The organism is Thiosulfativibrio zosterae, from assembly GCF_011398155.1.
Taxonomy (GTDB): domain Bacteria; phylum Pseudomonadota; class Gammaproteobacteria; order Thiomicrospirales; family Thiomicrospiraceae; genus Thiosulfativibrio; species Thiosulfativibrio zosterae.
In genome coordinates this window covers 907,869-932,030 of the sequence record NZ_AP021888.1, presented here as the reverse complement: position 1 = coordinate 932,030, position 24,162 = coordinate 907,869, and the positions used below count along the sequence as shown (strand labels likewise).

The window sequence follows — 24,162 nt, the reverse complement described above, 5'->3', positions numbered from 1 at the left end:
TTAATAACTACTCCCACTCAATCGTTGCTGGTGGTTTAGAAGAAATATCGTAGGTTACGCGAGAAATACGCGGAATTTCGTTAATGATGCGCCCAGAAACATGTTCTAAAAACTCATAAGGCAAATGCGCCCAACGAGCTGTCATAAAATCGATGGTTTCAACGGCACGCAAAGCTACCACATAATCATAACGACGCGCATCACCGACAACACCGACCGATTTCACAGGCAAGAAAACCGCAAACGCTTGAGAGGTTTTGTCGTAAAGCTCCCACTTGATGAGCTCTTGAATAAAAATATGATCTGCCAAGCGAAGAATATCAGCATATTCTTTTTTCACTTCACCCAAAATACGCACCCCTAAGCCAGGCCCAGGGAATGGGTGGCGATAGACCATGTTATAAGGCAACCCTAAGGCAACCCCTAACTTACGCACTTCATCTTTAAACAATTCACGCAAAGGTTCAATTAAAGACATTTCCATGTCTTCAGGTAAACCACCCACATTATGATGCGATTTAATGACTTTGGCTTTACCCGTTTTGGAACCCGCTGATTCAATGACATCGGGGTAAATCGTGCCTTGCGCTAACCATTTAACGCCTTTCAATTTCGCCGACTCTGCATCAAAAACTTCGATAAACTCACGCCCAATGATTTTGCGCTTTTTCTCAGGATCGACTTCGCCAGCCAAAGCAGACATAAAACGCTCTTCAACATCTGCGCGGATCACCTTAATGCCCATATTTTGGGCAAACATGGCCATCACTTGATCACCTTCTTGGTAGCGTAATAAACCGTGGTCCACAAACACACAAGTCAATTGATCGCCAATCGCTTTATGCAATAAGGCGGCAACCACCGAAGAATCCACGCCCCCAGATAAACCCAGCATGACTTGATCGGTTCCGACCATGTCACGCACACGCTTGATACTGTCATCGATGATATTTTCAGTTGTCCACAGTTTTTCACAGCCACACAAGTTCACCACAAAGCGCTCAATCATGCGATAGCCTTGTTTGGTATGCGTGACTTCTGGGTGAAATTGAATGCCGTAAAAATTCTTTTCTTCATTCGCCATACCGGCAATCGGGCAACTTGGCGTACTGGCCATTAACTTAAAGCCTTCGGGCAATTGATCCACACGATCTCCATGCGACATCCAAACATCTAACATGCCATAGCCTTCTGGCGTTACCATGTCCTCGATGTCTTTGAGCAGTTTGGTGTGACCATGCGCTCGAACTTGGGCATAACCATATTCGTGCTCATCGGCATTAATAACCAAACCGCCTAACTGCTGCGCCATGGTTTGCATACCGTAGCAAATACCCAACACAGGCACGCCTAGGTTAAATACAACCTCTGGAGCAACTGGTGCATCATCGCCCGTTACCGTTTCTGGACCACCTGACAATACAATACCCTTAGCACCAAAGGCTTCAACCGCAGCAGGATCAATGTCCCAAGGTTCCACCTCACAATACACCCCAATTTCACGAATACGTCGTGCAATCAGCTGAGTGTATTGAGATCCGAAATCCAAAATTAAAATACGGTGATCATGAATATTGTGTTGCATAAAGCATCCTAAAAAATGAAGAGTTTTTGAAGAATTAAAAAGGCAAAACCAGGCCTAAATTTAACCAGGCCTGGTTATTTTTGCGACTAAACGCGATAATTTGGCGCTTCTTTAGTGATCGTGACATCATGCACATGGCTTTCAGCCATCCCTGCGCCAGTCACACGCACAAACGAGGGCTTGGTATTAAATTCTGCAATGTCTTTACAACCTGTGTAGCCCATTGAAGAACGAATCCCACCCACCAGCTGGTGAATGATAGGTGCCAAAGGTCCTTTATAAGCAACGCGACCTTCTACACCTTCTGGCACCAGCTTGTCAGCTGCGTTTGAAGATTGGAAATAACGATCTGATGAACCTTGTTTTTGTGACATGGCACCTAAAGAACCCATACCACGGTAAGACTTATAAGCACGCCCTTGGTAATATTCAATTTCGCCAGGCGACTCTTCAGTACCGGCGAACATACTGCCCAACATCACGCAAGATGCGCCCGCAACCAAGGCTTTAGCCACATCACCCGAAAAACGAATACCGCCATCAGCAATGAATGGAATGCCTGTACCTTCAAGGGCTTTAGCCACATTTGAAATGGCTGACAATTGTGGAACACCGACACCCGCAACAATACGCGTTGTACAAATAGAGCCTGGTCCAATACCAACCTTAACCGCATCTGCACCCGCTTTAACTAAGTCCAAAGCTGCTTCCGCAGTTGCAATATTGCCACCGATAACATCAACTTTTGGAAAGTTTTCTTTAACCCACTTAACTCGGTTTAGAACACCTTGTGAATGACCATGCGCTGTATCCACAATGATAACGTCCACACCAGCTTTAACCAAAGCGGCAACACGTTCTTCAGTATCAGCGCCAGTTCCAACCGCCGCACCCACAATCAAACGACCGTTAGAATCTTTAGAGGCATTTGGGTGTGAAGAAGATTTTGACATATCCTTGACCGTAATCATCCCTTTCAACTTGAAAGCATCATCAACGACCAACAGTCTTTCTAAACGGTTCTCATGTAATAAATCTAAAACCGCCTTAGGATCTTCTTTTTCTTTAACCGTAATCAAGCGGTCTTTTGGCGTCATAATTTTTGCAACTGATTGCGACATATCTGTCACAAAACGCATATCACGGCTGGTGACTATGCCCACTAAATCATTACCATCCATCACTGGCGCACTTGAAACACGATTTTTATTGGTGATTTGAATAACCTCTTCAACTGTGTTTGAAACTTGAACCGTAATCGGTTCTAAAACAACGCCATGCTCATGCTTTTTCACTTTAGAAACTACGTGCGCCTGTTCTTCAACGCTCATGTTTTTATGAATAATCCCGATACCACCCTCTTGAGCCATAGAGATTGCTAAACGTGCCTCAGTCACCGTGTCCATCGCCGCAGAAACAAACGGAATATTCAAGTTAATATTTCTGGTTAAACGGGTTTTTAGAGACACTTCATTCGGCAATACGGTTGAGTGAGCGGGCACCAATAATACATCGTCAAATGTTAAAGCTTCCTGCAGGATACGCATGATTTTCCACCTTTTACTTATACTTATAACCTGATTAGTTTTTTTTCTAAATCCTAACAAACCCGCTCAAACAAACAAAAAAGTCATCACTTTCAATAGGTTAAATAGAAAAAACACGCTAATCAGCGCTTTAAAACTGGTTTTTTAACACAATAGTGTACATTATAAAGATTGACAGCGACGGGGTAAACTTAATAAGTTATGCAGTAAGACAAAAACAGATAAAAAATTGATACAAAAAATCACTGTTTTGGCTTTTAATCAAAGTGATTAAAGATTAGAATTAGAAACTGGCTTACAAAATAAATTTAATATGAGCTTATTATCTTGGAGGATATACATGAAAAAATTACTCGTAATCTCAGCCGTTGCAGCTTCGCTAACTCTTGGTGCATGTGCATCAACACCTACTGCTAAATCTGAGTATGATGCAACTGTTGAAAAAGCAACCATGGCTCATGCTGAAGCTAAAAAAATGGGCAATGTTTGGAAGCAAAAGAAAATGAAAATGTCTTATGCTGAAGATTATCTAGCAAAAGCTGCAGAAGCTAAGGCTAAAGGTGATGAAGCTGCTGCACTTAAGTTTGCGAAAGAAGCTTTAAAAACTGCTGAAGCCGAAGTTGAGCAATCAATGAAATATGCAGATGTTAAACCAGGCTGGTATAAATAAATTCTGGTTAATTAATAGACAGACAAAAAAACCGATCTAGTGTCGGTTTTTTTTCGCCTCTCTAAACTGCCATGGATGGTTACTTACCTTTTAAGTACAACTCATCCGAAAAGCAACCAATCCAATTTGGTTTTAACAAAATCAAAGCCCCTACCATCATTCCAGAAATAAACCCCTCCGGTACGGCTAACATTGGAATATAAGGAAAGTAAGATTGCGTTAATTTTTCAATGGTATGCACGTCACCCCAAAGCATCGCTAATCCACCCAGCATTAATACCGCAAAGGCTGACAGAGCCGCCGCAAAAAAACCATTCAACAACACAAACACGAAAAAGTTATGCTCTAAATACTTGTAAGCCAAATTGACAATTGTCCAAGTGACGAGTACCGGCACCAATCCCATCAAAGTGCCATTTAAACCAAAAACCAAAATACCTGCTTTGCCTAACAGCGTAATACCGACTAGAGCTAAGGTTGCCAAAATAAAGGCAAACTGTGGTCCAAACATTAACACCATTAAAGTCATCAATAAAAAATGAAAACTTAAGCCACCTTCAATGGTTGCCGACAAAATCCAAACCAAAAAAACCAAAACAGTTGCCCCTAAAAATACATGCTGAGCCCCCGAATCACTTTTAACACGACCCCAGGGCGCTGTTTTTAAGCTCCACACCAAGGCAGACAAAAACACCAACCAACCCGAAACAATCCATACTAAAGAAAAACCATCATCCATTAAATTCATTAAGAACCTCATTATTTTTTATCTTAGATTGCGTTATCATACGAAGTTAATCACTGATATAAAGACATTTTTAACATGCTTGCTTTCAAAATACTGTTTGCCTTTCTTTACGACCTACTTTTACTTTGCGCCGTTTGGTTTGTCTCAGCCATTCCATTTGTACTGTGGCAAGGCAGTGAGTTTCAGCAAAAACCCTTGGTTTTATTAAGCTTTCAACTCTATATTTTAGCCATTACCTACATTTATCTCAGCTATTTCTGGGTTAATAGTGGCCAAACGCCCGGTTTAAGAACTTGGAAGCTTCGCTTGGTTCGCAACGATGACTATTTACTCACCCGACAAAATGCTCATTTAAGATTTATCACGGCTTGCCTTTTTTTTAGTGTTGGATGGATAACTTTGTTTATACCCAGTAAAAGACAAACTTTGCAAGATTTGCTAGCAGGCACTAAAATAGTGTCCATTAAAGAATCGCAATAAACTGAGAACTCTGCTATGGCCACTATAATTATCCACGAAAGCGCATTAAACTTTGATCAAAGCAATACGCTTGAACGCAGCCTAGGCAAACTCTCGCGTGTTGCCAATCACTTTCAAGCAGAAGTCAGTGATGACTTTGACTACGAACAATTTCAAACACTGCGCTCCAAAACTGGGTTAGACATTAACCTTATCCCAGGGCACTTTCAACCTAAACAAATTCAACTGATGATCAGCGACATGGATTCAACCCTCATCGGCATCGAATGTGTTGATGAAATTGCTGATATGGTTAACCTAAAACCGCAGGTCTCAGAAATCACCGAAGCCGCTATGCGTGGCGAACTAGACTTTGCCGCCTCTCTAACAAAGCGTGTTGCGCTTCTTAAGGACTTAGAAATAGGCGCACTTGAAAAAGTTTATAACGAACGCTTACACCTTAATCCTGGCGCAGAAACTTGGATTAATGGCCTAAAAGACAAAGACATTGCCTTTGCATTGGTTTCTGGTGGTTTCACTTACTTTACTGAGCGTTTAAAAAGTGAATTGATGCTCGACTTTACTCGCGCCAATGTTCTTGAAGTTGAAAACAATAAACTCACAGGCAAGGTGCTGGGCGAAATTATTGGCGCTCAAGCGAAGGCCGACTTTTTAAATGAACTCTGCGACCAAATGGGCATTAATCTAAACCAAACCATGGCAATCGGCGATGGGGCTAACGATTTACTAATGATGCATGCCGCAGGCCTAAGCATTGCTTACCACGCAAAACCCAAAGTACAAGCCGAAGCGGATATCGTTTTGAATGTGCGCGGTTTAGATGCCGTTTTAGATTTACTGCATATTCAAAAATAATCTCGGCTTTTCGTTTTCAAGCAATAAAAAAAGCGGGCAATACCCGCTTTTTTATAGAATACTTTTCTAATAATTAGAACATGCTCTTTTCAACTTCTTGAACAGCTAAGCTGATAAAGTTGCCCATGGTAGATTCAAACCCAGGCCATTGACTGGCAACGTCCTTCATAAAGGGTTCGGCTAAAATCTTAGGCTTCATTTCAAAATCTGACAATCCTTCGTCATAATACTTGGCAGCACTTTCATAAATCGTTTCACAGAAACTCTGCATATCATCACAAATGGCAGCACCATCATGAGGACCATGGCCCAATACATAATGCTCACAACCCAGTGCTTTTGCTTGCTTCATGGTTTCAATGGTGCCGGCAAAAGATCCATCTGCCATATTGGCAACACGACGCATGGCGGTATCACCTAAATAGGCAACCTTATCTTCAACCACTTCAACAATCAAATCAGACTCGGTATGCGCTTTACCAAACTGGTGAATTTTAAGGGTCGTGTCACCAAGCTTAACGACTTCCCCGCCAACAAAGGTCTTAGTAGGTACCGTCACAACGGTTCCAGAAATACCATTATTCGAATTACGCTGCATAAAGCTCACCCAAAAATCGCCACCTCCCGCTTTAATATTTTTAATACAGGCCGGATGAGCATAAATATCGACCTTAGGAAAGGCTTCAACGAAAGCGTGATTTCCTAAAAAGTGATCGCCGTGATAATGGGTATTGATAACCATCACGACTGGCTTATCAGTAACTTTTTTGATTTGACGCAGTACCATTTCACCAATTTGAACAGAACTACCCGTATCGACCACCACAACCCCTTCACTGGTCACAACAAAGCCAGGATTGTTAAAAAAGGCATGGTTTTCTGGTGAGGGCTCAGGGTCTTTGGCTAAAATGTAGTAGCAACGATCGGTAACTTTAGTTGAGGGTACGTCGTACATAGGGTCAGCTTTGATGGTGAAATCATTACTGGCATATAAAGGTTTTAGAGCCGATAACCCACCTAATACCGATAATCCTAAGGCTGACTTTAACAAATCTCGTCTCTTCATTTTTCCCCCTTGAAATATTAAGACTTACGCTCACTGACACACATTGCTTTAAGCCAGTGCCCGTTAAAACTTTTTTATTAATTAACTTTCTAAATATAACTGCCTTATCATAAAACTGCAACAAAGCCCTGTAGAAATGACACAAAATTTATTCAAATTTGGCGCAATTAATAACCTACTAAAACAATCAGAAATTTTCACGCTAAAAATTTGTTAAAATACGCCAAAATTTTAGGAATCAAATTGCGATGAACTTTTCACCAGCTGCTAAATCTTTATCTGATACTCAAACCGACCTAGTCAAACGATTTACCCATTTTGAAAATTGGAAAGACCGTTATAAATATTTAATTGATATGGGCAAAACTCTGCAAGGTATGGATGAAGCCTATAAAACTGAAGACAATCGAATTCATGGCTGTCAATCTCAGGTGTGGATTCACATTGAAGAAAAGGATGGCATTTTATTCATGCAAGCCATGAGTGATGCTGCGATTGTTTCTGGCTTGATTGCTTTGTTATTAAAAGTTTATAACGGTAGATCACCTCAAGAAATTGCCAGCGCACCGCTCAGTTTTTTAGGCGAAATTGGTTTACTCCAACATCTATCTTCTAACCGCTCAACCGGCTTGTATCACATGATTAAGCGCATTCAAGCAGAAGCCAACGCACGCATACAAGCTTAATTGACGTCCATTAAAAAAGGGCCTTACGGCCCTTTTCTATTATTATTGAATTAACTGCTAATCATTAATTAAGCAATTTTCAATTGGCTTTGTTCAGTTGCTTCTAAAGCAGCAATACGATCTTCTAAAGGTGGGTGTGACATAAACAACTGTCCAAATTTAGAACCACCCGCAGAGATACCAAACGCCGCCATTTGATCAGGTAACTGACCTGGCGTCATGGTTTGTAAACGACGCAAAGCTGCAATCATATTCTCTTTACCAGCAAGGTAAGCACCACCATTGTCCGCATGGAATTCGCGACGACGCGAGAACCACATGGTAACAATGCTTGCCAAAATACCCAATAGAATCTGAGCCACTAAATCTACAATGATGAATGTCCAGCTATGACCTTCTTCTTCATTTTTAAGCACAATTCTGTCCACTGCCCAAGCAATGATTTTGGCGAAGAAAATAACAAAGGTATTCAAAACGCCCTGCATTAATGCCATAGTCACCATATCGCCATTCGCAACGTGAGCAACCTCGTGACCCAATACCGCTTCCACTTCGTTTTGACGCATGCTGCGCAATAAGCCCGTGGATACCGCAACCAATGAAGAATTACGCGTCATACCGGTTGCAAAAGCATTTGGCTCTGGTGAGTCGTAGATAGCCACTTCTGGCGTTTTGATACCCGCTTTTTCTGCTTGGCGAGTGACGGTGTCTAACAACCATTTCTCATCTGCATTGCGAGGTTGCGTAATCACTTGCGCACCCGTTGACATTTTAGCCAGCCATTTTGACATGGCTAAAGAAACGAAAGACCCTGCAAAACCAAAAATTAAGGCAAAAGCAAACAGGTTACCCAAATCTAAACTGGTTCCCTGCATATAATTACCCACACCCAAAAGGTTCATAGTAATCATTGCAACCGCAAGCACCGCAATGTTAGTTAATAAAAATAAACCTATTCGTTTCATCTCTTTTCTCCAATGATCTGAAATGTTAAATATGAAGTTTAAAGCAGGTTACCTTAGGGGCAACGCGATAAACTTTCTCTTACGACTAATATAAAGATTTTTTATAATGTTTCAAGGGATACTTGTGCAAAAAAGCCTAAAAACCTTTGAAATAATCTTAAGGAAGTATTTGTGAATCAACCTCTTCAAACCGAGCGTTATCTATTTCTGGCGGGCAGCCTAAATATGCTGCTCATTATCATCTTAGGTGCATTAGCCAGTCATGCATTAAAACCACAAATGAACATTGAACAACAAGGCTATTGGCAAACGGCTCTTTTTTATCATAGCTTGCATGCTTTTACCTTGTTTTTATTGGGATTTTTAGCGCAAAAACAACCAGGCCTGGTTAAAATTTGGCAAAAATTAGCCATTTTAAATGGCTTGGGAATTTTGTTTTTCAGTGGTGGTCTTTATGTTTTGGCAATGGGTTTTCAATCCCTGCACTTTTTAATTCCGATTGGCGGATTCATTTGGATGATTCACTGGGGCTGGCTCAGTTGGATCTGGATTAAACCGCCTAGACTTCCATAAAATAAAAAAGGTGCCGAAGCACCTTTTATTAAATTAACCATTAAAGCAACCGTTAAAGCAAAACATTATTTCAACTTATCTTTCAATAATTGATTCACCTGCCCTGGGCTGGCTTGGCCTTGCGAGGCTTTCATCACTTGCCCCACAAAGAAACCAAACATTTTTTCTTGGCCTGCTTTGTAGGCTTCAACTTGATTCGGATTAGCGGCAAGCACTTCATCGATCAACTTTTCAATCGCTGAACTGTCCGTAATTTGCACCAGACCTTTAGCCGCAATAATTTCTTCAGCAGAACCTTCACCCTTCCACATGGCATCAAACACTTGTTTAGCAATTTTGCCAGAAATCGTATTGTCTAAAATTTTGGCTAACAAACCACCCAGCATAGCTGCTGACACAGGCGAGTTTTTAATATCTAGATTATGTTGATTCAACGCTTTCGATAGCTCGCCCATCATCCAGTTGGCAGACAACTTGGCATCTTTGGTCAACGCAACCAAGCCCTCAAAATACTCTGCCATGCCACGCGAAGCAGTTAAAACAGCTGCATCATATTCCGACAAACCAAACTCAGACATATAACGATCTCGCTTACCATCAGGCATTTCTGGCATTTCTGCACGAATCGCTTCAATGTCTTCATCGGTAATGATCACTGGTAATAAATCTGGGCAGGGGAAATAACGGTAATCATTGGCTTCTTCTTTAGCACGCATAGAACGAGTTTCGTTTTTATCGGCATCATACAAACGGGTTTCTTGAACAACCTTGCCGCCCGATTCTAAAATTTCGATTTGGCGCTCGATTTCTATTTCAATAGCCGCTTCAATAAACTTGAAAGAGTTGATATTTTTCAACTCAGCACGCGTGCCAAATGGCGTACCAGGTTTGTGCACCGACACATTCGAGTCCACACGGAAAGAGCCTTCCTGCATATTACCGTCACAAATCCCTAAATACTGGACCAGCTCGTGCATTTTTTTGGCATAGGCAACCGCTTCTTTGGCAGAGCGCATATCGGGTTCCGATACAATTTCTAGCAAAGGCGTTCCTGCACGATTCAAGTCAATGCCTGTCATACCCGGAAAGGCATCGTGCATGGATTTACCCGCATCTTCTTCCAAGTGAGCGCGCGTTACGCCAATTTTCTTTTTAACACCATCGACTTCAATTTCAACCACCCCACCCTTATCCACAATTGGATAAGTAAACTGTGAGGTTTGATATCCTTTGGGTAAATCAGGATAAAAATAATTTTTACGGTCAAACACGGATTTGCGCCCAATGTTTGCACCTATTGCTAAACCCAGTTTTATGGCCGCAGGAATCACCGCTTTATTTAAAACCGGTAGCTGTCCAGGCATCCCCAAATCTAGCAAGTTAGCTTGCGTATTGGGTTGTGCGCCATATGCAATAGCTGAACCCGAAAAAATCTTTGTTTGCGTGGTTAATTGAGCGTGAATCTCCAAACCGATAACAACTTCCCAAGTCATTTTCTTCCCCTTCAAATTATTGGTAAGCCGCTGGCATTTGTTTATGCCAATCGGTCGTTTGTTGATATTGATGCGCCACATTTAGCAATTTGGCTTCGGCATGATAATTACCCACGATATGCAACCCTACTGGACGACCTTCCACAAACCCAGCAGGCACCGACATTGCTGGCAAGCCGGCCAAGTTAACTGGAATGGTATACAAATCTGCTAAATACATACTGATGGGATCATCTGATTTTTCACCAATGTTAAATGCAGGGGTTGGGGCCACTGGCCCAACAATCACATCACAGCTTTCAAAGGCTTTCATAAAATCGTCTTTAATCAAGCGGCGTAATTTTTGTGCCTTTAAATAGTAGGCATCGTAATAACCCGCTGATAAAGCATAAGCGCCGACCATAATGCGGCGCTTCACTTCTGCGCCAAAGCCTTCAGAGCGCGAACGGGTGTATAAATCGTTTAAATCTTGCGGATTTTCACAACGATAACCATAACGCACGCCATCAAAACGCGATAAATTGGAAGACGCTTCGGCCGGTGCCAATACATAATAAGCAGGCACCGCTAAATCTTTATTAGGCAAACTGACTTCAACTACTTGCGCACCTTGTTTTTCCAGTTCGGCGATGGCGGTTTTAATTACCGTTGCAACCCCAGCATCCAAACCTTCTCCAAAATACTCTTTAGGCACGCCGACTTTTAAGCCTTTTAAAGAGGCATTTAACTCGGTTGTATAATCTGGTTTTGCCTGTTCAAAACTGGTAGAGTCACGCAGATCAAAGCCTGCCATAGCGGTTAATAACCAAGCAGAATCTTGCGCAGAGCGCGTCATAGGACCGCCCTGGTCAAAACTGGAAGCGTAGGCAATCATGCCGTAACGCGATACCGCACCATAAGTGGGCTTAATGCCTGAAATACCACAAAAAGAAGCTGGCTGACGAATAGAACCACCGGTATCCGTACCCGTCGCTAAGGGCGCTAATCCAGCCGCAATAACCGCTGCAGCGCCCCCAGAAGAACCGCCCGGAACCGCTTTTAAATCCCAAGGATTTTTGGTGGGCCCAAAATAACTGCTTTCAGAGGAGGACCCCATGGCAAATTCATCCATATTGGTTTTACCCAAAATTGGCATATTCAATTCTTTAAGCTGTTCAACCACATGAGCATCATAGGGTGCAACAAAATTGCTCAACATTTTTGAACCACAAGTTGTTTTCACCCCATCAATACAAAAAATGTCTTTGTGCGCAATGGGAATACCCGTTAAAGGATGAGCGTTGCCAGCATCTAGCTTGGCATCCGCTTCTTTGGCCATAGCTATTGCCAATTCGGGCGTAACAGTAATGTAGGCATTGAGTTCTGGGTCAAATTTTGCAATTCTGTCCAAGTAATGTTGAGTCAAGGCAACGCTGGTTAATTGGCGACTTTGCAATTGTTCGCTCATTTGCTGAATACTTAATTTATGCATTTTTATCTCACTCAATCACTTGGGGAACTAGATACAAACCATCTTGGGCGGCAGGCGCAAGCTTTTGATATTTTTCATGGTGGTCAGTTTCAGTGACAACATCATCGCGCAGTCTTTGCACCTGGTCTAATGGATGCGCCATTGGGGTAACATGGTCCGTATTAACCGCCGCCATCTGGGCAAATAAATCTAAAATGTTAGACAATTTTTCTGCAACAGCCGGTACTTCAGACTCTTTCACTGAAATCGCTGCTAAGCGAGAAATGGTTTCAACTTCTTTTTGTCCGATTGACACAAAATTCCCCTTAAATCTGCTTTATTAACCAAGTATTTTTTTTACAACGAAAAACCTTTATAAATTACCACATTTTGGTCATTCAAAAAAGTCATAAGCACCTTTTCACTGCATAATTCGCTCAGTCAATCATTCGTCACACATTGAAAACCTGAATTAAAACCAAGATTAATGGCATTTTTTCTGTCTTTACTTATTGATTGATATAAAATACCTTGATTAAACAACCCACCTCTTTATTCAAAGGATTTTGACCAATGTTTCGTAAACTCATGGGACTCTTCTCTAATGACCTTTCAATCGATTTAGGAACCGCTAACACGCTGATTTATGTTCGCGGAAAAGGTATGGTTCTCAATGAGCCTTCTGTTGTCGCCATTCGCATTGGCGACCATGGAAAACCTCGCTCTATTGTGGCGGTCGGTGAAGGCGCCAAAGAAATGTTGGGTAAAGAAAACCAAAAAATCATTACGGTTCGCCCACTTAAAGACGGTGTTATAGCTGACTTCGAAGTCACTGAAAAAATGTTGCAAGCCTTTATTCGTAAAGTCCATGAAGCCAGATTCTTTCAGCCAAGCCCACGTGTATTAGTTTGTGTGCCTTGTGGTTCTACGCAAGTTGAACGCCGCGCCATTCGTGAATCGGCTGCGGGCGCAGGTGCTCGTGAAGTTTACCTCATTGAAGAACCCATGGCAGCTGCTATTGGCGCTGGCATGCCGGTCAGCGAACCGATTGGCTCAATGGTGGTTGATATCGGTGGTGGTACCACTGAAGTGGCAACCCTATCTTTAAACGGTATTGTTTGGTCTGCATCCGTAAAAGTGGGTGGTGACCGTTTTGATGAAGCCATTATTAAATATGTTCGTCGTAATTACGGCATGATTATTGGTGAAGCGACTGCTGAAAAAATTAAAAAACAAATTGGTACCGCTTATCACGAAGTGAATCCGGATACGATGGAAGTGCACGGTAGCAATATCGCAGAATCGGTTCCGCGTCGCTTTACTTTAAACAGCAATGAAGTGTTAGAGGCCCTACAAGAGCCTTTGGCACAAATTGTCAGTGCTGTGCGTACTGCACTAGAATTTACCCCACCAGAACTGGGGGCAGATATTGCTGAACACGGTATTGTTTTAACAGGCGGAGGCGCATTGCTTCGCAATCTAAACACCCTGCTTTCTGAAGAAACAGGCATTCCAGTTATCATCGCTGACGACCCACTCACCTGTGTGGCGCGTGGCGGCGGTCGTGCATTAGAGATGATGGATGAAAAAGGCATAGATGTATTTTCTTTTGACTAAGGTCATCTCATCTATTTAGTTCAGCATTACACCGAGTGGTACGGGAGAAAACACCATTAGCTTAAATTCAACGACCCCTCAACAAGAGGGGGTTCAATTTATTATTATATTTGTGTTTTCGATTGTGCTCATGGTCACGGATCATTACACTCAGCTGATGGACAATGTTCGTAGCGTTCTTCTAACAGCGCTCGACCCTATCGAAAAAGTGGCCACAGCGCCGCAAGACATTTACAAATGGCTTTCACAAGACTTCAACACCCTTAGCCAACTGGAAAATGACAAGCAACAACTTGAAACAGAAAACCTACTACTCAAAGCGCAGCTTCAGCAACTCAATAAATACAAAATTGAAGTCACCCGTTTAAACGCTTTGTTAGGCACTGCCAGTCAGATCCCTAAAAATACCAGTCAAATTGCCAGCGTCATAGGCTACAGTGATTCGCCACTTGCACATTTTTTAGTCGTTAACCGCGGTCAATTAGAAAAAGTTAAACTCAACAGCCCCGTCATTGATGCGCAAGGTCTCATTGGTAAAGTCAATCAGCTCTCCCTTAACTCAGGCAGAGTTTTGCTGATTACCGACCCAGACAGCCAAGTACCGGTTCGCATTCAACGCACTGGACAACGCGGAATTTTAACCGGCACAGGAAATGACAAATTGCTTTTAGAATACATCCCCAATTCTAGCTCCATCATTATTGGTGATATTGTCGAAACTTCTGGCTTAGGCGGCATTTTCCCAGAAGGAATTCCAGTGGCGAAAGTCGCCAGTTTGCAAAACTGGGATGACCAACCCTATTTTGAAATTTATGCCCAAGCCCTTGCCAATCTCCACATTTCAAACAAGGTGTTAATATTACAACAACCTGTTCCAACCTCTGGCGAGGTGTTCCATGACTGAAAAACTGATGCATTTTCGTTTTTCGCAAGTTAAGTGGTTACTTTTTTTGAGTTACTTCATAACGCTGGTTTTAGACTCCATGAATAGCTTAGCCTTGTTGCCAGTGACACTACCTTCCATGACGCTTCTCATGCTGTTGATTTGGACCATGCTGTTACAAAACAAAACCCATTTGTTTACGGCTTTGATTTTAGGGCTTTTAAGCGATGGGATATTTAACTCCGTCTTAGGTGCTCACGCCATTTTATTCTCCTTACTGGTTTTCTTATTGCTAAGAATCCGCTTTAGCTTTAGAAGTTATCCGTTATGGCAGCAAACATTTATTATTACATTGTATTTTTATGCCGCTAAGATTTTAGGATTCTTTTTGTTACAGCCGGTTTTCAACGCCAGCAATGCCTACGACTATTGGCTTTCACCCTTACTGATTATTATTTTATGGCCAGTGACCCTTTTCATTATCAAACACCAGTGCCTTAAAGTGGCCTCCGCGCCTTAGCAGATTCATATGGCTCAACTTGTCCACAATACTGACGCCGAAAAGTTAGTTCAAAAACGCCTATTGCATACTCGCCTAATACTGGCGATGGTGTTTGTACTCATACTCTTTGGGGTTTTAATTGCACGCATGGGTTATTTGCAATGGTTTAACTACCATCACTACAAAAGCATGGCTGATGGCAATCGTATTTCCATTGAAACCATCCCCCCAATGCGTGGCAAAATTTATGATCGAAACGGCCATGTATTAGCCGACAATCAATCTATTTTTGTGCTGCGCTTTGACAAAAAAAAGATGAACAAACAGGAAAACTACCCAGATCAACTCATGCAACTTTTCCCAGAAATTGCTGCGGATAAATGGCAAGAATTTTTTAAACGCCTGCAAAGTGGTTATCGTGCCAAGGTATTAACCTTTGATGTCAACCTCACTGAAAAACAGGCTGCAACCTTTGCGGCTAACAGTGACCGCTTTCCTGGGGTTTCCTTAACCGCCAAGCTCAAACGCTACTATCCTTACAAAGATTTAGTTTCTCATGCCCTAGGTTATGTCGGCCGCATCAATGACAAAGAAACCCAAACACTTGATACAGATCGTTACCTAGGCACAGATGTTATGGGAAAATCTGGGGTTGAAAAACAATATGAAGATCTACTATTAGGCTACCCAGGCTATAAAGAAATTGAAACCAATGCCCGCGGCAGAGTGCTCAGAACCCTAAGCACCACCCCTGCTACTCCTGGCAAAGACATTCACCTAACTTTGGATATTCGCTTGCAAAAATATGCCGAGAAGTTGCTAGAAGATCAAAGGGCGGCGGTCGTTGTGATGGAGCCAAAAACTGGCGAAATTTTAGCCTTTATCAGTCATCCCGGTTATGACCTGAATTTATTTGTGGATGGCATCAGTCAAAAAAATTACGATGAATTGATTCATAACAAAGGCCGCCCGCTCATTAATCGTGTTACTGATGGTCAATATCCTCCCGGCTCAACCATCAAACCTTTCGTGTCACTGGGTTCGCTTGAAAACGGCATCATTACGCCCGAAAAACAAATTTTTGACCCAGGTTATTATGTTTATATGGACCACCGATATCGTGACTGGAAGCGTGGTGGGCATGGCATAGTCAATATGAGCGACGCCATTGAACAATCTTGCGATACCTATTATTATGATTTGGGGTTAAAAATGGGCATAGACATGATTCATGACGCACTTTACCCTTTCGGATTCGGGCACGAAACAGGGATTGATTTACCCGCCGAAAAAAAGGGAATCCTGCCCTCTAAAGCCTGGAAAAAAGAAGCGCGTGGACAAAACTGGTATAACGGGGAGACGATTATCGCGACCATTGGGCAAGGCTATTTCTTGGCAACGCCTTTGCAACTGGCAAAATCTGTGGCAACCCTTGCTAACCGCGGCAAAATATCAGAACCCCACTTATTAAAAAACCAAAACACCTCTAATGATGAAAACCTGTTGATTCCTATCAATAAAATCTCAAATTGGGAGAAAGTGATTCAAGCCATGGTCAAGGTGATGCACGGCACCCATGGAACCGCTCGTGCCTATACCAAAGGATTGCCCTTTAAAATGGCGGGCAAAACCGGCACGGCCCAAGTATTTAGCTTAAATGAAGAAGAGTATGATGCCGACAACATCGACCGCACTTTGAGAGACCATTCCTTATTTATCGGGTTTGCGCCGGTCGATAACCCAGAAATTGCCATCAGCGTTGTCATTGAAAACGCCAGTGCCAAAGCTGCACCTGTTGCTGTCGACATTGCTCGCTATTATTTTGAACATCTAGCCACTGAGAAACAAAATGCAAATTGATTTAACTGGGCAAGAAAAGGTCTATCGAAAAAATAAAGGGCTACTTTCGGCGCTGCACTTAGATCTGTGGTTATTGATTGGCATTTTAATTCTGATTTTACTCAGCAGCCTAGTGGTTTTTAGTGCCTCTGGTGGAGATGAAGAAGTGACTTTGCGACATTTATCAAGGGTTGGCATTGCCTTTATCATTATGGTTGCGTTTGCACAAATTCCACCGACTTATTTAAGAGTGATTGCCCCCTGGCTTTTTACCGCGGGGCTTATCATGTTATTGGCGGTTGTGCTATTTGGTCAAATTGGCAAAGGCGCACAGCGTTGGCTAGACTTAGGCTTCTTTAGATTTCAACCCTCAGAGCTCATGAAACTCGCCCTGCCGATGATGCTCGCTTGGCTCTATGCTCACGACCACCTTCCCCCACCTGGCAGAAAAATGCTGTTTGGTCTTTTTTTAGTGGGTCTTTCTGCGGCTTTAATCATTATTCAGCCAGACCTAGGCACCTCCATACTCATTGCCATGAGCGGCTTGTTTGTATTGTTTTTTGCTGGACTCTCCTGGAAGTGGATTTCAGTGGCCGCCCTAATCGTAGCCGCCAGCGCACCGGTGATCTGGAATTTTTATATGTATGAGTACCAAAAACAAAGGGTCATGACCTTTCTAAACCCAGAATCCGATCCTTTAGGCAGTGGATATCACATTATTCAATCCAAAATCGCGATTGGCTCTGGCGGCATTGAAGGCAAGGGCTTTTTAGGCAGTTCACAGGCTCACTTGGATTTTTTACCAGAAAGCACTACTGACTTTATATTTTCAGTGCTCGCAGAAGAGTTTGGGCTGATAGGCGTTGTGTTATTACTTATTCTTTACAGCTTAATTATCGCCCGAGGCCTATACATTTCCAGTCAAGCACAAGATAACTTTACCAGACTACTGTCTGCCAGTTTAGTGATGACCTTGTTTATTTATGTGTTTGTAAATATCGGCATGGTCAGTGGATTATTGCCAGTGGTTGGGCTCCCCTTACCCCTTGTCAGTTACGGCGGGAGCGCGCTGCTGACACTCATGATCAGTTTTGGTATTTTAATGTCTATTCATACGCACAAAAAAATGCTCTCCACTTAAACACACTCTAACGAAAACCTGACAATCCCCTTCAAGCCATTTAGATTCTGTGCGATTTGTGTTAAATTATCGCTCATTTAACTAATTTTATTAAAAGCAGTGACTCAACGCCTATGACCTTTTTAAAAACTCTTTTCATGAGCGCAAGCTTTCTTGTCATGAGCTTCGCCACCCAAGCCCAAGACTTACCTACGCCAACTCAAGTCCCTACCCCACAAATTATTCCATCTGCGCCAAACATGGCGGCAAATGCTTATGTTTTAGTGGATTTTGACAGTGGCGATATCCTAGCCGAAAAAAATGCCGACGAACGCGTTGAACCCGCCAGTTTGACCAAAATCATGACCGGTTTTGTGGTCATTAATGAACTGATCAATGGCAATATTAAAATGAGCGACCCAGTGAATATTTCCAGCAAAGCATGGAAAATGCCTGGTTCAAAAATGTTTATCGAAGTCGGTAAACAAGTGTCTGTACAAGACTTAATAAAAGGCATGGTTATTCAATCAGGCAATGATGCCAGTGTTGCCTTAGCAGAACATATTGCGGGTAGCGAAGCGGTTTTTGCCGAATTGATGAACAAATATGCCGCTAACTTAGGCATGACCAACACGCATTATGTCAATTCAACGGGCTTACCAGATCCAGACCACTACACCACCGCCAATGACCTGGCCAAACTGACTCGAGCGCTGATTTCGCAATTTCCAGAAGAATACAAATGGTACTCAGAAAAACAATTTACCTTCAATGGCATCACGCAATACAATCGCAATAAATTGCTTTGGCAAGATGCCACCGTTGATGGCTTAAAAACCGGGCACACAGAATCTGCTGGGTATTGCCTAGTGTCTTCTGCCAAACGCGAAGATATGCGCTTAATCAGTGTGGTTTTAGGCACAGAATCAGCCAATATGCGTATCCAAGAAAGCCAAAAAATTCTTAATTATGGCTTTCGTTTCTTTGAAACCCACAAACTCTATTCCAGCATGCAACGCTTAAACGATGCGCGTGTTTGGGAAGGTAATCGTGATCAAGTTGGCGTGGGTTTAACTGATGATTTATATATCACTATTCCGCGTGGTCAATACAAAAGCTTAAAAATTGAAACCACCATCAATAATCACATTGAAGCACCGCTTGCTCAATTAGATAATTTAGGCACGCTCAGCGTATCTTTGGGCGACACCCTGATTACAGAAAAGCCAATTGTTGCTTTAGCCAATGTTGAAGAAGGTTCTTTCTTTAAAAAATTGATAGACCAAATCAAACAAATTATTAACTCTCTTTTCCACTTGTTTGATTAGGAATTGGCATGACTGTCGCACAACAACAAACTGTCTACTTAAACGGCCAATTCGTGCCGATGACCGAATCGCAAATTTCGACCCAAGACCGCGGATTTTTATTTGGCGATGGTGTTTATGAAGTCATTCCCGTTTACCAAAAGCAACTGTTTGAATTTGACGCTCACCTAGAGCGCTTAAAAAACAGCTTACAAGCCACCAGCATTCTGAATCCACTCACGGATGCTGAATGGAAAAAGCTGCTCGATGAACTGATTCAACGCCATCCTTGGGAAGATCAATTCATCTATTTACAAGTCACCCGCGGTATTCAAATGGTGCGCGACCACCTACCCGCCGATTGTATGACCCCAACCATCTATGCCTACACCAACCCCTTAAAACCGGTTTCAGCCGATATTATTGAGAACGGCATTAAGATAGTTACCCTAGAAGATATTCGTTGGTTACGTTGTGACATCAAAGCCATCACCCTACTGCCGAATGTGATGATGAAACTGGCGGCCAAACAACAAGGGGCTGATGATGCCATTTTGATTGGCCGTGATGGATTGGTATCCGAAGGCTCTGCCAGTAATGTGTTTATGGTCAAAGACGGCACACTGATTACACCGCCCAACAGCCACAAAATCTTGCCTGGCATCACACGCTTAGTCATTGAAAAAGTCGCTCAAAACCACCAAATCCCTCTATTAGAAGCAGACATTACGCTAGATGAACTGCTTCAAGCAGATGAAATTTGGCTCACCAGCTCAACCAAAGAAGCTTTACCCATCACTCAGCTCGATGGAAAACCGGTAGGTAACGGCAGGCCTGGTCAAATTTGGCAACTGTTACGCCAACATTATCAAGCCTACAAAGCTGACTTTTTAAACGCCAATCGCTCTTAAAAGAACTCGTAAAAAATGACACAAGATTTACACAACCCCGACAATCAATCCCTAATTGAATTTCCTTGCGACTACAAATTTAAAGCCATGGGTAAAAACACCCCTGATTTGGTAGAAACCTGTTTTGCAATCGCACAAAAGTACGACTCACAGGTCAAGCGTGATCAAATCAGCCTCCATCATTCAAAAGGTGGCAAGTTCATCTCTGTCAATATTACGATTTATGTCACCTGCTTAGAGCAAGTGCATGGCCTTTATGCAGACCTTAAAGCCCACCCTGAAATACTCATGACATTGTAATCCCCTCATTAAGCATGTCACTTATCATTCGCCCGCTTGCCCTGCTCCCCTATGCGGAAACTTGGCAAGCCATGCAAACATTTACCCTAGAACGCACCCCACAAACACCAGACGAAATCTGGTTTGTCCAACATCCGCCCGTCTTTACCCAAGGGCTTAATGGTAAAGCAGAACATCTGCTACAAACTTTTGACGACATTCCCGTCATTCAAACAGATCGCGGTGGGCAAATCACCTATCATGCGCCTGGCCAACTGGTGGCCTATTGCTTAATTGATTTAAAAAGAAACCAACTCTCCGTGCGTCAATTCGTGCATGACTTGGAAGGCATAATCATTGAGCTATTGGCGCACTACCAAATTCAAAGCCAAGCCCGTGCCGATGCGCCAGGCGTTTATGTGCAGGGCCATAAAATTGCCTCTTTGGGCCTTAAAGTTCGTAAACAATGCACTTACCACGGCTTAGCAATAAATGTGTGTATGGACTTAACCCCTTTTACCCGAGTCAATCCTTGCGGATTACAAGGCATGCAAATGACTCAGATCTGTGAATTCGTTCCCAAAATCACTCTTGAACTGGTTGCCGAAGACCTCAGCGCAATTTTCAAATCCTATTTCAGCAAACACACCCTATCGAAACCATTATAATAAGCGACTCTAAAACATCGAGAAGTGTCATGAGCGGTCCGCAATATCAAGAAATTAGCTTAGAGTCCTTAACTTCACAAAGTTTAAAGGCGCGTAACTCAGAAATGTCCAAAGGCGAATACAAAACCAAATCGCTAAAGCATAAACCTGATCCTGAAACCCCAAAGCTTAAAAAACCCAGTTGGATTAAAGCCAAGTTGCCCTCTGCCAAACACCTAGGTCGAGTCAAAGAACTCAAAGGCATTTTGCGCGAACAAAAACTCAACACCGTTTGTGAAGAAGCCTCTTGCCCTAATCTAGGCGAATGCTTTGGCAATGGCACGGCAACCTTTATGATTATGGGACATATCTGCACCCGTAAGTGCCCGTTTTGCGATGTCACCCACGGCCGCCCAGATCCACTTGAAACCGATGAGCCCAAACAATTGGCACAGACCATTCAAGCCATGCAACTTAACTATGTGGTGATTACCTCAGTTGACAGAGATGACTTACGCGATGGTGGCGCCTCACATTTTTCACACTGTATTCAAGAGATTCGACAAACCTCGCCGAACATCACCATTGAAACCCTAGTCCCCGACTTTAAAGGCCGCTTAACGATTGCTTTAGACATCTTGGCACAAACGCCACCTGATGTGCTAAACCACAATTTAGAAACCATTCCACGCCTCTATGAAGAAGCCCGCCCAGCTGCCGACTATCAAGGCTCGCTAGACTTATTGAAACGCTTTAAACAACTGGCGCCGCACATTAAAACCAAATCAGGCTTAATGGTTGGCCTAGGTGAAACCATGGAAGAGTTATTGCAAGTTATGCAAGATTTGCGAAATCACGATGTCGAAATGCTCACCGTTGGCCAATACCTGCAACCCAGTGATTTCCACCTAGCGGTTAAACGCTATTGGACACCAGAAGAATTTAAAGAAGTCGAACAGCGCGGCTTAGCAATGGGCTTTACTCATGTTGCCTCTGGCCCCATGGTGCGCTCTTCTTATCACGCTGACCTGCAAGCCAGCGGACAATTTCACGGCTAATCTAAACTTTGAGAGAAACAACCATGGATACCATTCAACGCTTCTTATTTAAAGACCTCGATATTCGCGGACAACACCTCAAAATTGACCAGGCCTGGTCAAAAATGACCGAAAATCGCGGTTATCCAGACAGTATCATTGCCCTATTAGGTGAGCTCACCGCCATCGCGATCATGATGGCAAATGGCATGAAACACCAAGGCAAAGTTACCCTGCAAGTACAAGGGCAAGGCCCAATAAACTTGCTCGTGGTTGAAGTAACTCACGACTTAAAACTGCGTGGCGTTGCTAAAACCAACCAAACCATCACCAGCGAATCGACTATGGATGAACTTCTGGGTGATGGCCAAGTGATGGTGACGATGGAAAATACTCAAACCCAACACCACTTTCAATCTTTTGTACCTCGTGAGGGCGATAGCATCGCTGAAGTGTTTGAAACTTTTTTCAATCAATCCGAACAACTCGCAACCCGTCTATGGCTGGGTGCCAACCGAGATACGCTAGCCGGTGTCATGATTCAAAAACTGCCTGGCACAGATCACCGAGATGAAGATGGCTGGGATAGAGTATTGAGTTTAAGTAATACCCTCAATACAGAAGAACTTTGCAGTTGCGAATCACAAGAATTATTGCACCGCTTATTTCACGAAGAAACCCTCGAACTTTTTGAAAGCAAAACCGTGATGTATGAGTGCCCCGAAGACAAAACCCGTGTAGAACTATTACTGAAGTCTATGGGCGAAGAAGAAGTACGCCAACTCCTAGCCGAACAAGGTGAGATTGTCATCCACAATGAAATCTGCAACTATCATTTGCGCTTCAACGAAGAGGATATTAATCAACTATTTAAGCCCGAACTCAATAGTTAACAAACCCCTTACAATATAAGCAGGCTAAAGCCTGCGCCCCGCTTCTTTCATGCAATTGGGGCGAAGGCTTTAGCCTTCTTGGAAAACGCTCAAAATTACTTTTCAAAAAATGTAACTTATTGAGTTTTAAACTCCCATTCTTAACAAGAGTTAAACATAGCGAGCTAGCCAAATCAAGTCAATAACTGGGTGGTATTCGTTCAGTTTCAGAGTTTAGATAAACCGCCTACCCTTCCAAGCGCCGTGTAAACACCCAATCTTTTTCAGATGACAGATTGGCGTCAAATGCGTAGCCATCGTAGTTAAAGCCTTTTAGGTCTTCGACATTTTCGATTTGTTGGTCTGCGGCATAGCGCGCCATTAAGCCGCGGGCTTTTTTGGCGTAGAAGCTGATGATTTTGTATTGTCCGTTTTTCCAGTCTTTAAAAATTGGGGTAATGATTTGCCCTTGAATGGCTTTGGGCTGAACCACTTTAAAATATTCGGAAGAAGCCAAATTTACCAAAACAGATGAACCTGATTGAGCGAGGGCTTGGTTAACCCAATCGGTCACTTGACTGCCCCAAAACTGATACAGGTTTTTACCTTTGCTATTTTGAAAAGCAGTGCCCATTTCTAGGCGATAAGGCAACATTAAATCCAACGGTTTTAAAGCACCATACAAACCAGACAAAATAGCCAAATGGTTTTGCAAGTAACTCAGCCCTTCTGCAGGCAAGGTTTCAACTTCAATACCTTGGTAAACATCCCCTTTAAATAAAAACAGTGCAGGCTTTGCGGCCTCCCCCATTGGAAGCTGCCAACTTTGAAAGCGTTCAAAATTGAGCTCACTTAATGCATCGCTTAAATGCATGAGTTGTCCAATATCCGCTGGGGTCAAAGGTTGTAATTGTTGAATTAAATCTTGTGCCTGTGGCAATAAACTGGCCTGAGTGACTGGCAAATTTTGAGCCATGGGCGACTCATCTAAAGCCTTGGCCGGCGATATTAACATCAACATAACAATCTC

The 24,162-nt window shown here is 42.8% G+C and carries 25 protein-coding genes; 16 read left to right on the top strand and 9 right to left on the bottom strand.

The window, feature by feature from the left end; translation table 11 throughout:
• Positions 1 to 7: 7 nt before the first annotated feature.
• Positions 8 to 1,585 carry a glutamine-hydrolyzing GMP synthase gene (gene guaA / locus THMIRH_RS04015; protein WP_173290882.1) on the bottom strand — a complete coding sequence of 526 codons (1,578 nt, stop codon included), beginning with the start codon at positions 1,583 to 1,585 and terminating at the stop codon, positions 8 to 10.
• An 86-nt stretch (positions 1,586 to 1,671) separates the two neighbouring features.
• Positions 1,672 to 3,132, bottom strand: a complete 1,461-nt coding sequence (gene guaB / locus THMIRH_RS04010) for an IMP dehydrogenase (protein ID WP_243831500.1) — start codon at positions 3,130 to 3,132, stop codon at positions 1,672 to 1,674.
• A 340-nt stretch (positions 3,133 to 3,472) separates the two neighbouring features.
• Here guaB and THMIRH_RS04005 point away from each other — a divergent pair, with 340 nt between their 5' ends.
• Complete coding sequence (locus tag THMIRH_RS04005; protein ID WP_173290881.1) at positions 3,473 to 3,802, top strand: hypothetical protein; 330 nt, start codon at positions 3,473 to 3,475, stop codon at positions 3,800 to 3,802.
• 79 nt (positions 3,803 to 3,881) lie between these two features.
• On the opposite strand, the gene THMIRH_RS04000 is transcribed toward THMIRH_RS04005, so the two are convergent.
• On the bottom strand, positions 3,882 to 4,550 hold the full coding sequence (locus tag THMIRH_RS04000) for an energy-coupling factor ABC transporter permease (RefSeq protein WP_173290880.1): 669 nt from the start codon (positions 4,548 to 4,550) through the stop codon (positions 3,882 to 3,884).
• Between the two features lie 75 nt (positions 4,551 to 4,625).
• Here THMIRH_RS04000 and THMIRH_RS03995 point away from each other — a divergent pair, with 75 nt between their 5' ends.
• Together THMIRH_RS03995 and serB are read left to right on the top strand one after the other, a co-directional pair.
• A complete protein-coding gene (locus THMIRH_RS03995) occupies positions 4,626 to 5,030 on the top strand; it encodes an RDD family protein (protein ID WP_173290879.1) in 405 nt (134 codons plus the stop codon).
• 15 nt (positions 5,031 to 5,045) lie between these two features.
• The gene (gene serB, locus THMIRH_RS03990) at positions 5,046 to 5,885 is read left to right on the top strand and encodes a phosphoserine phosphatase SerB (RefSeq protein ID WP_173290878.1); all 840 of its coding nucleotides are present in this window, start codon (positions 5,046 to 5,048) and stop codon (positions 5,883 to 5,885) included.
• Positions 5,886 to 5,958: 73 nt separating this feature from the next.
• Here the strand turns inward: serB and THMIRH_RS03985 are convergent, their stop codons facing one another.
• On the bottom strand, positions 5,959 to 6,951 hold the full coding sequence (locus tag THMIRH_RS03985) for an MBL fold metallo-hydrolase (protein WP_173290877.1): 993 nt from the start codon (positions 6,949 to 6,951) through the stop codon (positions 5,959 to 5,961).
• A gap of 248 nt (positions 6,952 to 7,199) precedes the next feature.
• On the opposite strand from THMIRH_RS03985, the gene THMIRH_RS03980 reads away from it, so the two are divergent.
• Positions 7,200 to 7,637 carry a SufE family protein gene (locus THMIRH_RS03980; RefSeq protein WP_173290876.1) on the top strand — a complete coding sequence of 146 codons (438 nt, stop codon included), beginning with the start codon at positions 7,200 to 7,202 and terminating at the stop codon, positions 7,635 to 7,637.
• Between the two features lie 68 nt (positions 7,638 to 7,705).
• On the opposite strand, the gene htpX is transcribed toward THMIRH_RS03980, so the two are convergent.
• Positions 7,706 to 8,602: a protease HtpX gene (htpX, locus tag THMIRH_RS03975; protein ID WP_173290875.1), complete on the bottom strand. Its 897-nt coding sequence runs from the start codon at positions 8,600 to 8,602 to the stop codon at positions 7,706 to 7,708.
• Between the two features lie 171 nt (positions 8,603 to 8,773).
• On the opposite strand from htpX, the gene THMIRH_RS03970 reads away from it, so the two are divergent.
• Entirely contained in the window at positions 8,774 to 9,175 is a 402-nt protein-coding gene (locus THMIRH_RS03970; protein WP_173290874.1) for a DUF423 domain-containing protein, read from the top strand.
• 65 nt (positions 9,176 to 9,240) lie between these two features.
• On the opposite strand, the gene gatB is transcribed toward THMIRH_RS03970, so the two are convergent.
• The 3 genes from gatB to gatC are packed head-to-tail and all read right to left on the bottom strand — an operon-like array spanning position 9,241 to position 12,434.
• Positions 9,241 to 10,668 (bottom strand): Asp-tRNA(Asn)/Glu-tRNA(Gln) amidotransferase subunit GatB, encoded by a 1,428-nt coding sequence (gene gatB / locus THMIRH_RS03965; RefSeq protein WP_243831499.1) that lies wholly within the window; start codon positions 10,666 to 10,668, stop codon positions 9,241 to 9,243.
• A gap of 16 nt (positions 10,669 to 10,684) precedes the next feature.
• Entirely contained in the window at positions 10,685 to 12,139 is a 1,455-nt protein-coding gene (gatA, locus tag THMIRH_RS03960; protein ID WP_173290872.1) for an Asp-tRNA(Asn)/Glu-tRNA(Gln) amidotransferase subunit GatA, read from the bottom strand.
• 7 nt (positions 12,140 to 12,146) lie between these two features.
• Complete coding sequence (gene gatC / locus THMIRH_RS03955) at positions 12,147 to 12,434, bottom strand: Asp-tRNA(Asn)/Glu-tRNA(Gln) amidotransferase subunit GatC (RefSeq protein WP_173290871.1); 288 nt, start codon at positions 12,432 to 12,434, stop codon at positions 12,147 to 12,149.
• A gap of 257 nt (positions 12,435 to 12,691) precedes the next feature.
• On the opposite strand from gatC, the gene THMIRH_RS03950 reads away from it, so the two are divergent.
• From THMIRH_RS03950 to hslO, 11 genes are all read left to right on the top strand, one after another.
• On the top strand, positions 12,692 to 13,735 hold the full coding sequence (locus THMIRH_RS03950) for a rod shape-determining protein (RefSeq protein WP_173290870.1): 1,044 nt from the start codon (positions 12,692 to 12,694) through the stop codon (positions 13,733 to 13,735).
• Positions 13,736 to 13,865: 130 nt separating this feature from the next.
• The gene (gene mreC, locus THMIRH_RS03945; protein WP_173290869.1) at positions 13,866 to 14,639 is read left to right on the top strand and encodes a rod shape-determining protein MreC; all 774 of its coding nucleotides are present in this window, start codon (positions 13,866 to 13,868) and stop codon (positions 14,637 to 14,639) included.
• Positions 14,632 to 15,138 (top strand): rod shape-determining protein MreD, encoded by a 507-nt coding sequence (mreD, locus tag THMIRH_RS03940; protein WP_173290868.1) that lies wholly within the window; start codon positions 14,632 to 14,634, stop codon positions 15,136 to 15,138. Before mreC ends, mreD begins: the two co-directional genes overlap by 8 nt.
• A gap of 9 nt (positions 15,139 to 15,147) precedes the next feature.
• Positions 15,148 to 16,980: a penicillin-binding protein 2 gene (gene mrdA, locus THMIRH_RS03935; protein ID WP_173290867.1), complete on the top strand. Its 1,833-nt coding sequence runs from the start codon at positions 15,148 to 15,150 to the stop codon at positions 16,978 to 16,980.
• Positions 16,970 to 18,100, top strand: a complete 1,131-nt coding sequence (rodA, locus tag THMIRH_RS03930; protein ID WP_173290866.1) for a rod shape-determining protein RodA — start codon at positions 16,970 to 16,972, stop codon at positions 18,098 to 18,100. The genes mrdA and rodA overlap by 11 nt, the downstream gene beginning before the upstream one ends.
• A 137-nt stretch (positions 18,101 to 18,237) precedes the next feature.
• Positions 18,238 to 19,407 (top strand): D-alanyl-D-alanine carboxypeptidase family protein, encoded by a 1,170-nt coding sequence (locus THMIRH_RS03925; protein ID WP_243831498.1) that lies wholly within the window; start codon positions 18,238 to 18,240, stop codon positions 19,405 to 19,407.
• Between the two features lie 8 nt (positions 19,408 to 19,415).
• Positions 19,416 to 20,297 (top strand): D-amino acid aminotransferase, encoded by an 882-nt coding sequence (locus tag THMIRH_RS03920; protein WP_173290864.1) that lies wholly within the window; start codon positions 19,416 to 19,418, stop codon positions 20,295 to 20,297.
• A gap of 15 nt (positions 20,298 to 20,312) precedes the next feature.
• The gene (locus THMIRH_RS03915; RefSeq protein WP_173290863.1) at positions 20,313 to 20,597 is read left to right on the top strand and encodes an HP0495 family protein; all 285 of its coding nucleotides are present in this window, start codon (positions 20,313 to 20,315) and stop codon (positions 20,595 to 20,597) included.
• A 14-nt stretch (positions 20,598 to 20,611) separates the two neighbouring features.
• On the top strand, positions 20,612 to 21,244 hold the full coding sequence (gene lipB / locus THMIRH_RS03910; protein WP_173290862.1) for a lipoyl(octanoyl) transferase LipB: 633 nt from the start codon (positions 20,612 to 20,614) through the stop codon (positions 21,242 to 21,244).
• Positions 21,245 to 21,273: 29 nt separating this feature from the next.
• Complete coding sequence (gene lipA, locus THMIRH_RS03905; protein ID WP_173290861.1) at positions 21,274 to 22,281, top strand: lipoyl synthase; 1,008 nt, start codon at positions 21,274 to 21,276, stop codon at positions 22,279 to 22,281.
• A 23-nt stretch (positions 22,282 to 22,304) separates the two neighbouring features.
• Complete coding sequence (hslO, locus tag THMIRH_RS03900) at positions 22,305 to 23,153, top strand: Hsp33 family molecular chaperone HslO (protein WP_173290860.1); 849 nt, start codon at positions 22,305 to 22,307, stop codon at positions 23,151 to 23,153.
• Between the two features lie 226 nt (positions 23,154 to 23,379).
• Here the strand turns inward: hslO and yaaA are convergent, their stop codons facing one another.
• On the bottom strand, positions 23,380 to 24,153 hold the full coding sequence (gene yaaA / locus THMIRH_RS03895; RefSeq protein WP_173290859.1) for a peroxide stress protein YaaA: 774 nt from the start codon (positions 24,151 to 24,153) through the stop codon (positions 23,380 to 23,382).
• Between the last annotated feature and the right edge of the window lie 9 nt (positions 24,154 to 24,162).

Excerpts from the sequence above, each read along its gene's own strand:
- guaA (WP_173290882.1), bottom strand. The coding sequence starts at position 1,585 with ATGCAACACAATATTCATGATCACCGTATTTTAATTTTGGATTTCGGA.
- guaB (WP_243831500.1), bottom strand. The coding sequence starts at position 3,132 with ATGCGTATCCTGCAGGAAGCTTTAACATTTGACGATGTATTATTGGTG.
- THMIRH_RS04005 (WP_173290881.1), top strand. The coding sequence starts at position 3,473 with ATGAAAAAATTACTCGTAATCTCAGCCGTTGCAGCTTCGCTAACTCTT.
- THMIRH_RS04000 (WP_173290880.1), bottom strand. The coding sequence starts at position 4,550 with ATGAATTTAATGGATGATGGTTTTTCTTTAGTATGGATTGTTTCGGGT.
- THMIRH_RS03995 (WP_173290879.1), top strand. The coding sequence starts at position 4,626 with ATGCTTGCTTTCAAAATACTGTTTGCCTTTCTTTACGACCTACTTTTA.
- serB (WP_173290878.1), top strand. The coding sequence starts at position 5,046 with ATGGCCACTATAATTATCCACGAAAGCGCATTAAACTTTGATCAAAGC.
- THMIRH_RS03985 (WP_173290877.1), bottom strand. The coding sequence starts at position 6,951 with ATGAAGAGACGAGATTTGTTAAAGTCAGCCTTAGGATTATCGGTATTA.
- THMIRH_RS03980 (WP_173290876.1), top strand. The coding sequence starts at position 7,200 with ATGAACTTTTCACCAGCTGCTAAATCTTTATCTGATACTCAAACCGAC.
- htpX (WP_173290875.1), bottom strand. The coding sequence starts at position 8,602 with ATGAAACGAATAGGTTTATTTTTATTAACTAACATTGCGGTGCTTGCG.
- gatB (WP_243831499.1), bottom strand. The coding sequence starts at position 10,668 with ATGACTTGGGAAGTTGTTATCGGTTTGGAGATTCACGCTCAATTAACC.
- gatA (WP_173290872.1), bottom strand. The coding sequence starts at position 12,139 with ATGCATAAATTAAGTATTCAGCAAATGAGCGAACAATTGCAAAGTCGC.
- THMIRH_RS03950 (WP_173290870.1), top strand. The coding sequence starts at position 12,692 with ATGTTTCGTAAACTCATGGGACTCTTCTCTAATGACCTTTCAATCGAT.
- mreC (WP_173290869.1), top strand. The coding sequence starts at position 13,866 with ATGGTCACGGATCATTACACTCAGCTGATGGACAATGTTCGTAGCGTT.
- mreD (WP_173290868.1), top strand. The coding sequence starts at position 14,632 with ATGACTGAAAAACTGATGCATTTTCGTTTTTCGCAAGTTAAGTGGTTA.
- mrdA (WP_173290867.1), top strand. The coding sequence starts at position 15,148 with ATGGCTCAACTTGTCCACAATACTGACGCCGAAAAGTTAGTTCAAAAA.
- rodA (WP_173290866.1), top strand. The coding sequence starts at position 16,970 with ATGCAAATTGATTTAACTGGGCAAGAAAAGGTCTATCGAAAAAATAAA.
- THMIRH_RS03925 (WP_243831498.1), top strand. The coding sequence starts at position 18,238 with ATGAGCGCAAGCTTTCTTGTCATGAGCTTCGCCACCCAAGCCCAAGAC.
- THMIRH_RS03920 (WP_173290864.1), top strand. The coding sequence starts at position 19,416 with ATGACTGTCGCACAACAACAAACTGTCTACTTAAACGGCCAATTCGTG.
- THMIRH_RS03915 (WP_173290863.1), top strand. The coding sequence starts at position 20,313 with ATGACACAAGATTTACACAACCCCGACAATCAATCCCTAATTGAATTT.
- lipB (WP_173290862.1), top strand. The coding sequence starts at position 20,612 with ATGTCACTTATCATTCGCCCGCTTGCCCTGCTCCCCTATGCGGAAACT.
- lipA (WP_173290861.1), top strand. The coding sequence starts at position 21,274 with ATGAGCGGTCCGCAATATCAAGAAATTAGCTTAGAGTCCTTAACTTCA.
- hslO (WP_173290860.1), top strand. The coding sequence starts at position 22,305 with ATGGATACCATTCAACGCTTCTTATTTAAAGACCTCGATATTCGCGGA.
- yaaA (WP_173290859.1), bottom strand. The coding sequence starts at position 24,153 with ATGTTGATGTTAATATCGCCGGCCAAGGCTTTAGATGAGTCGCCCATG.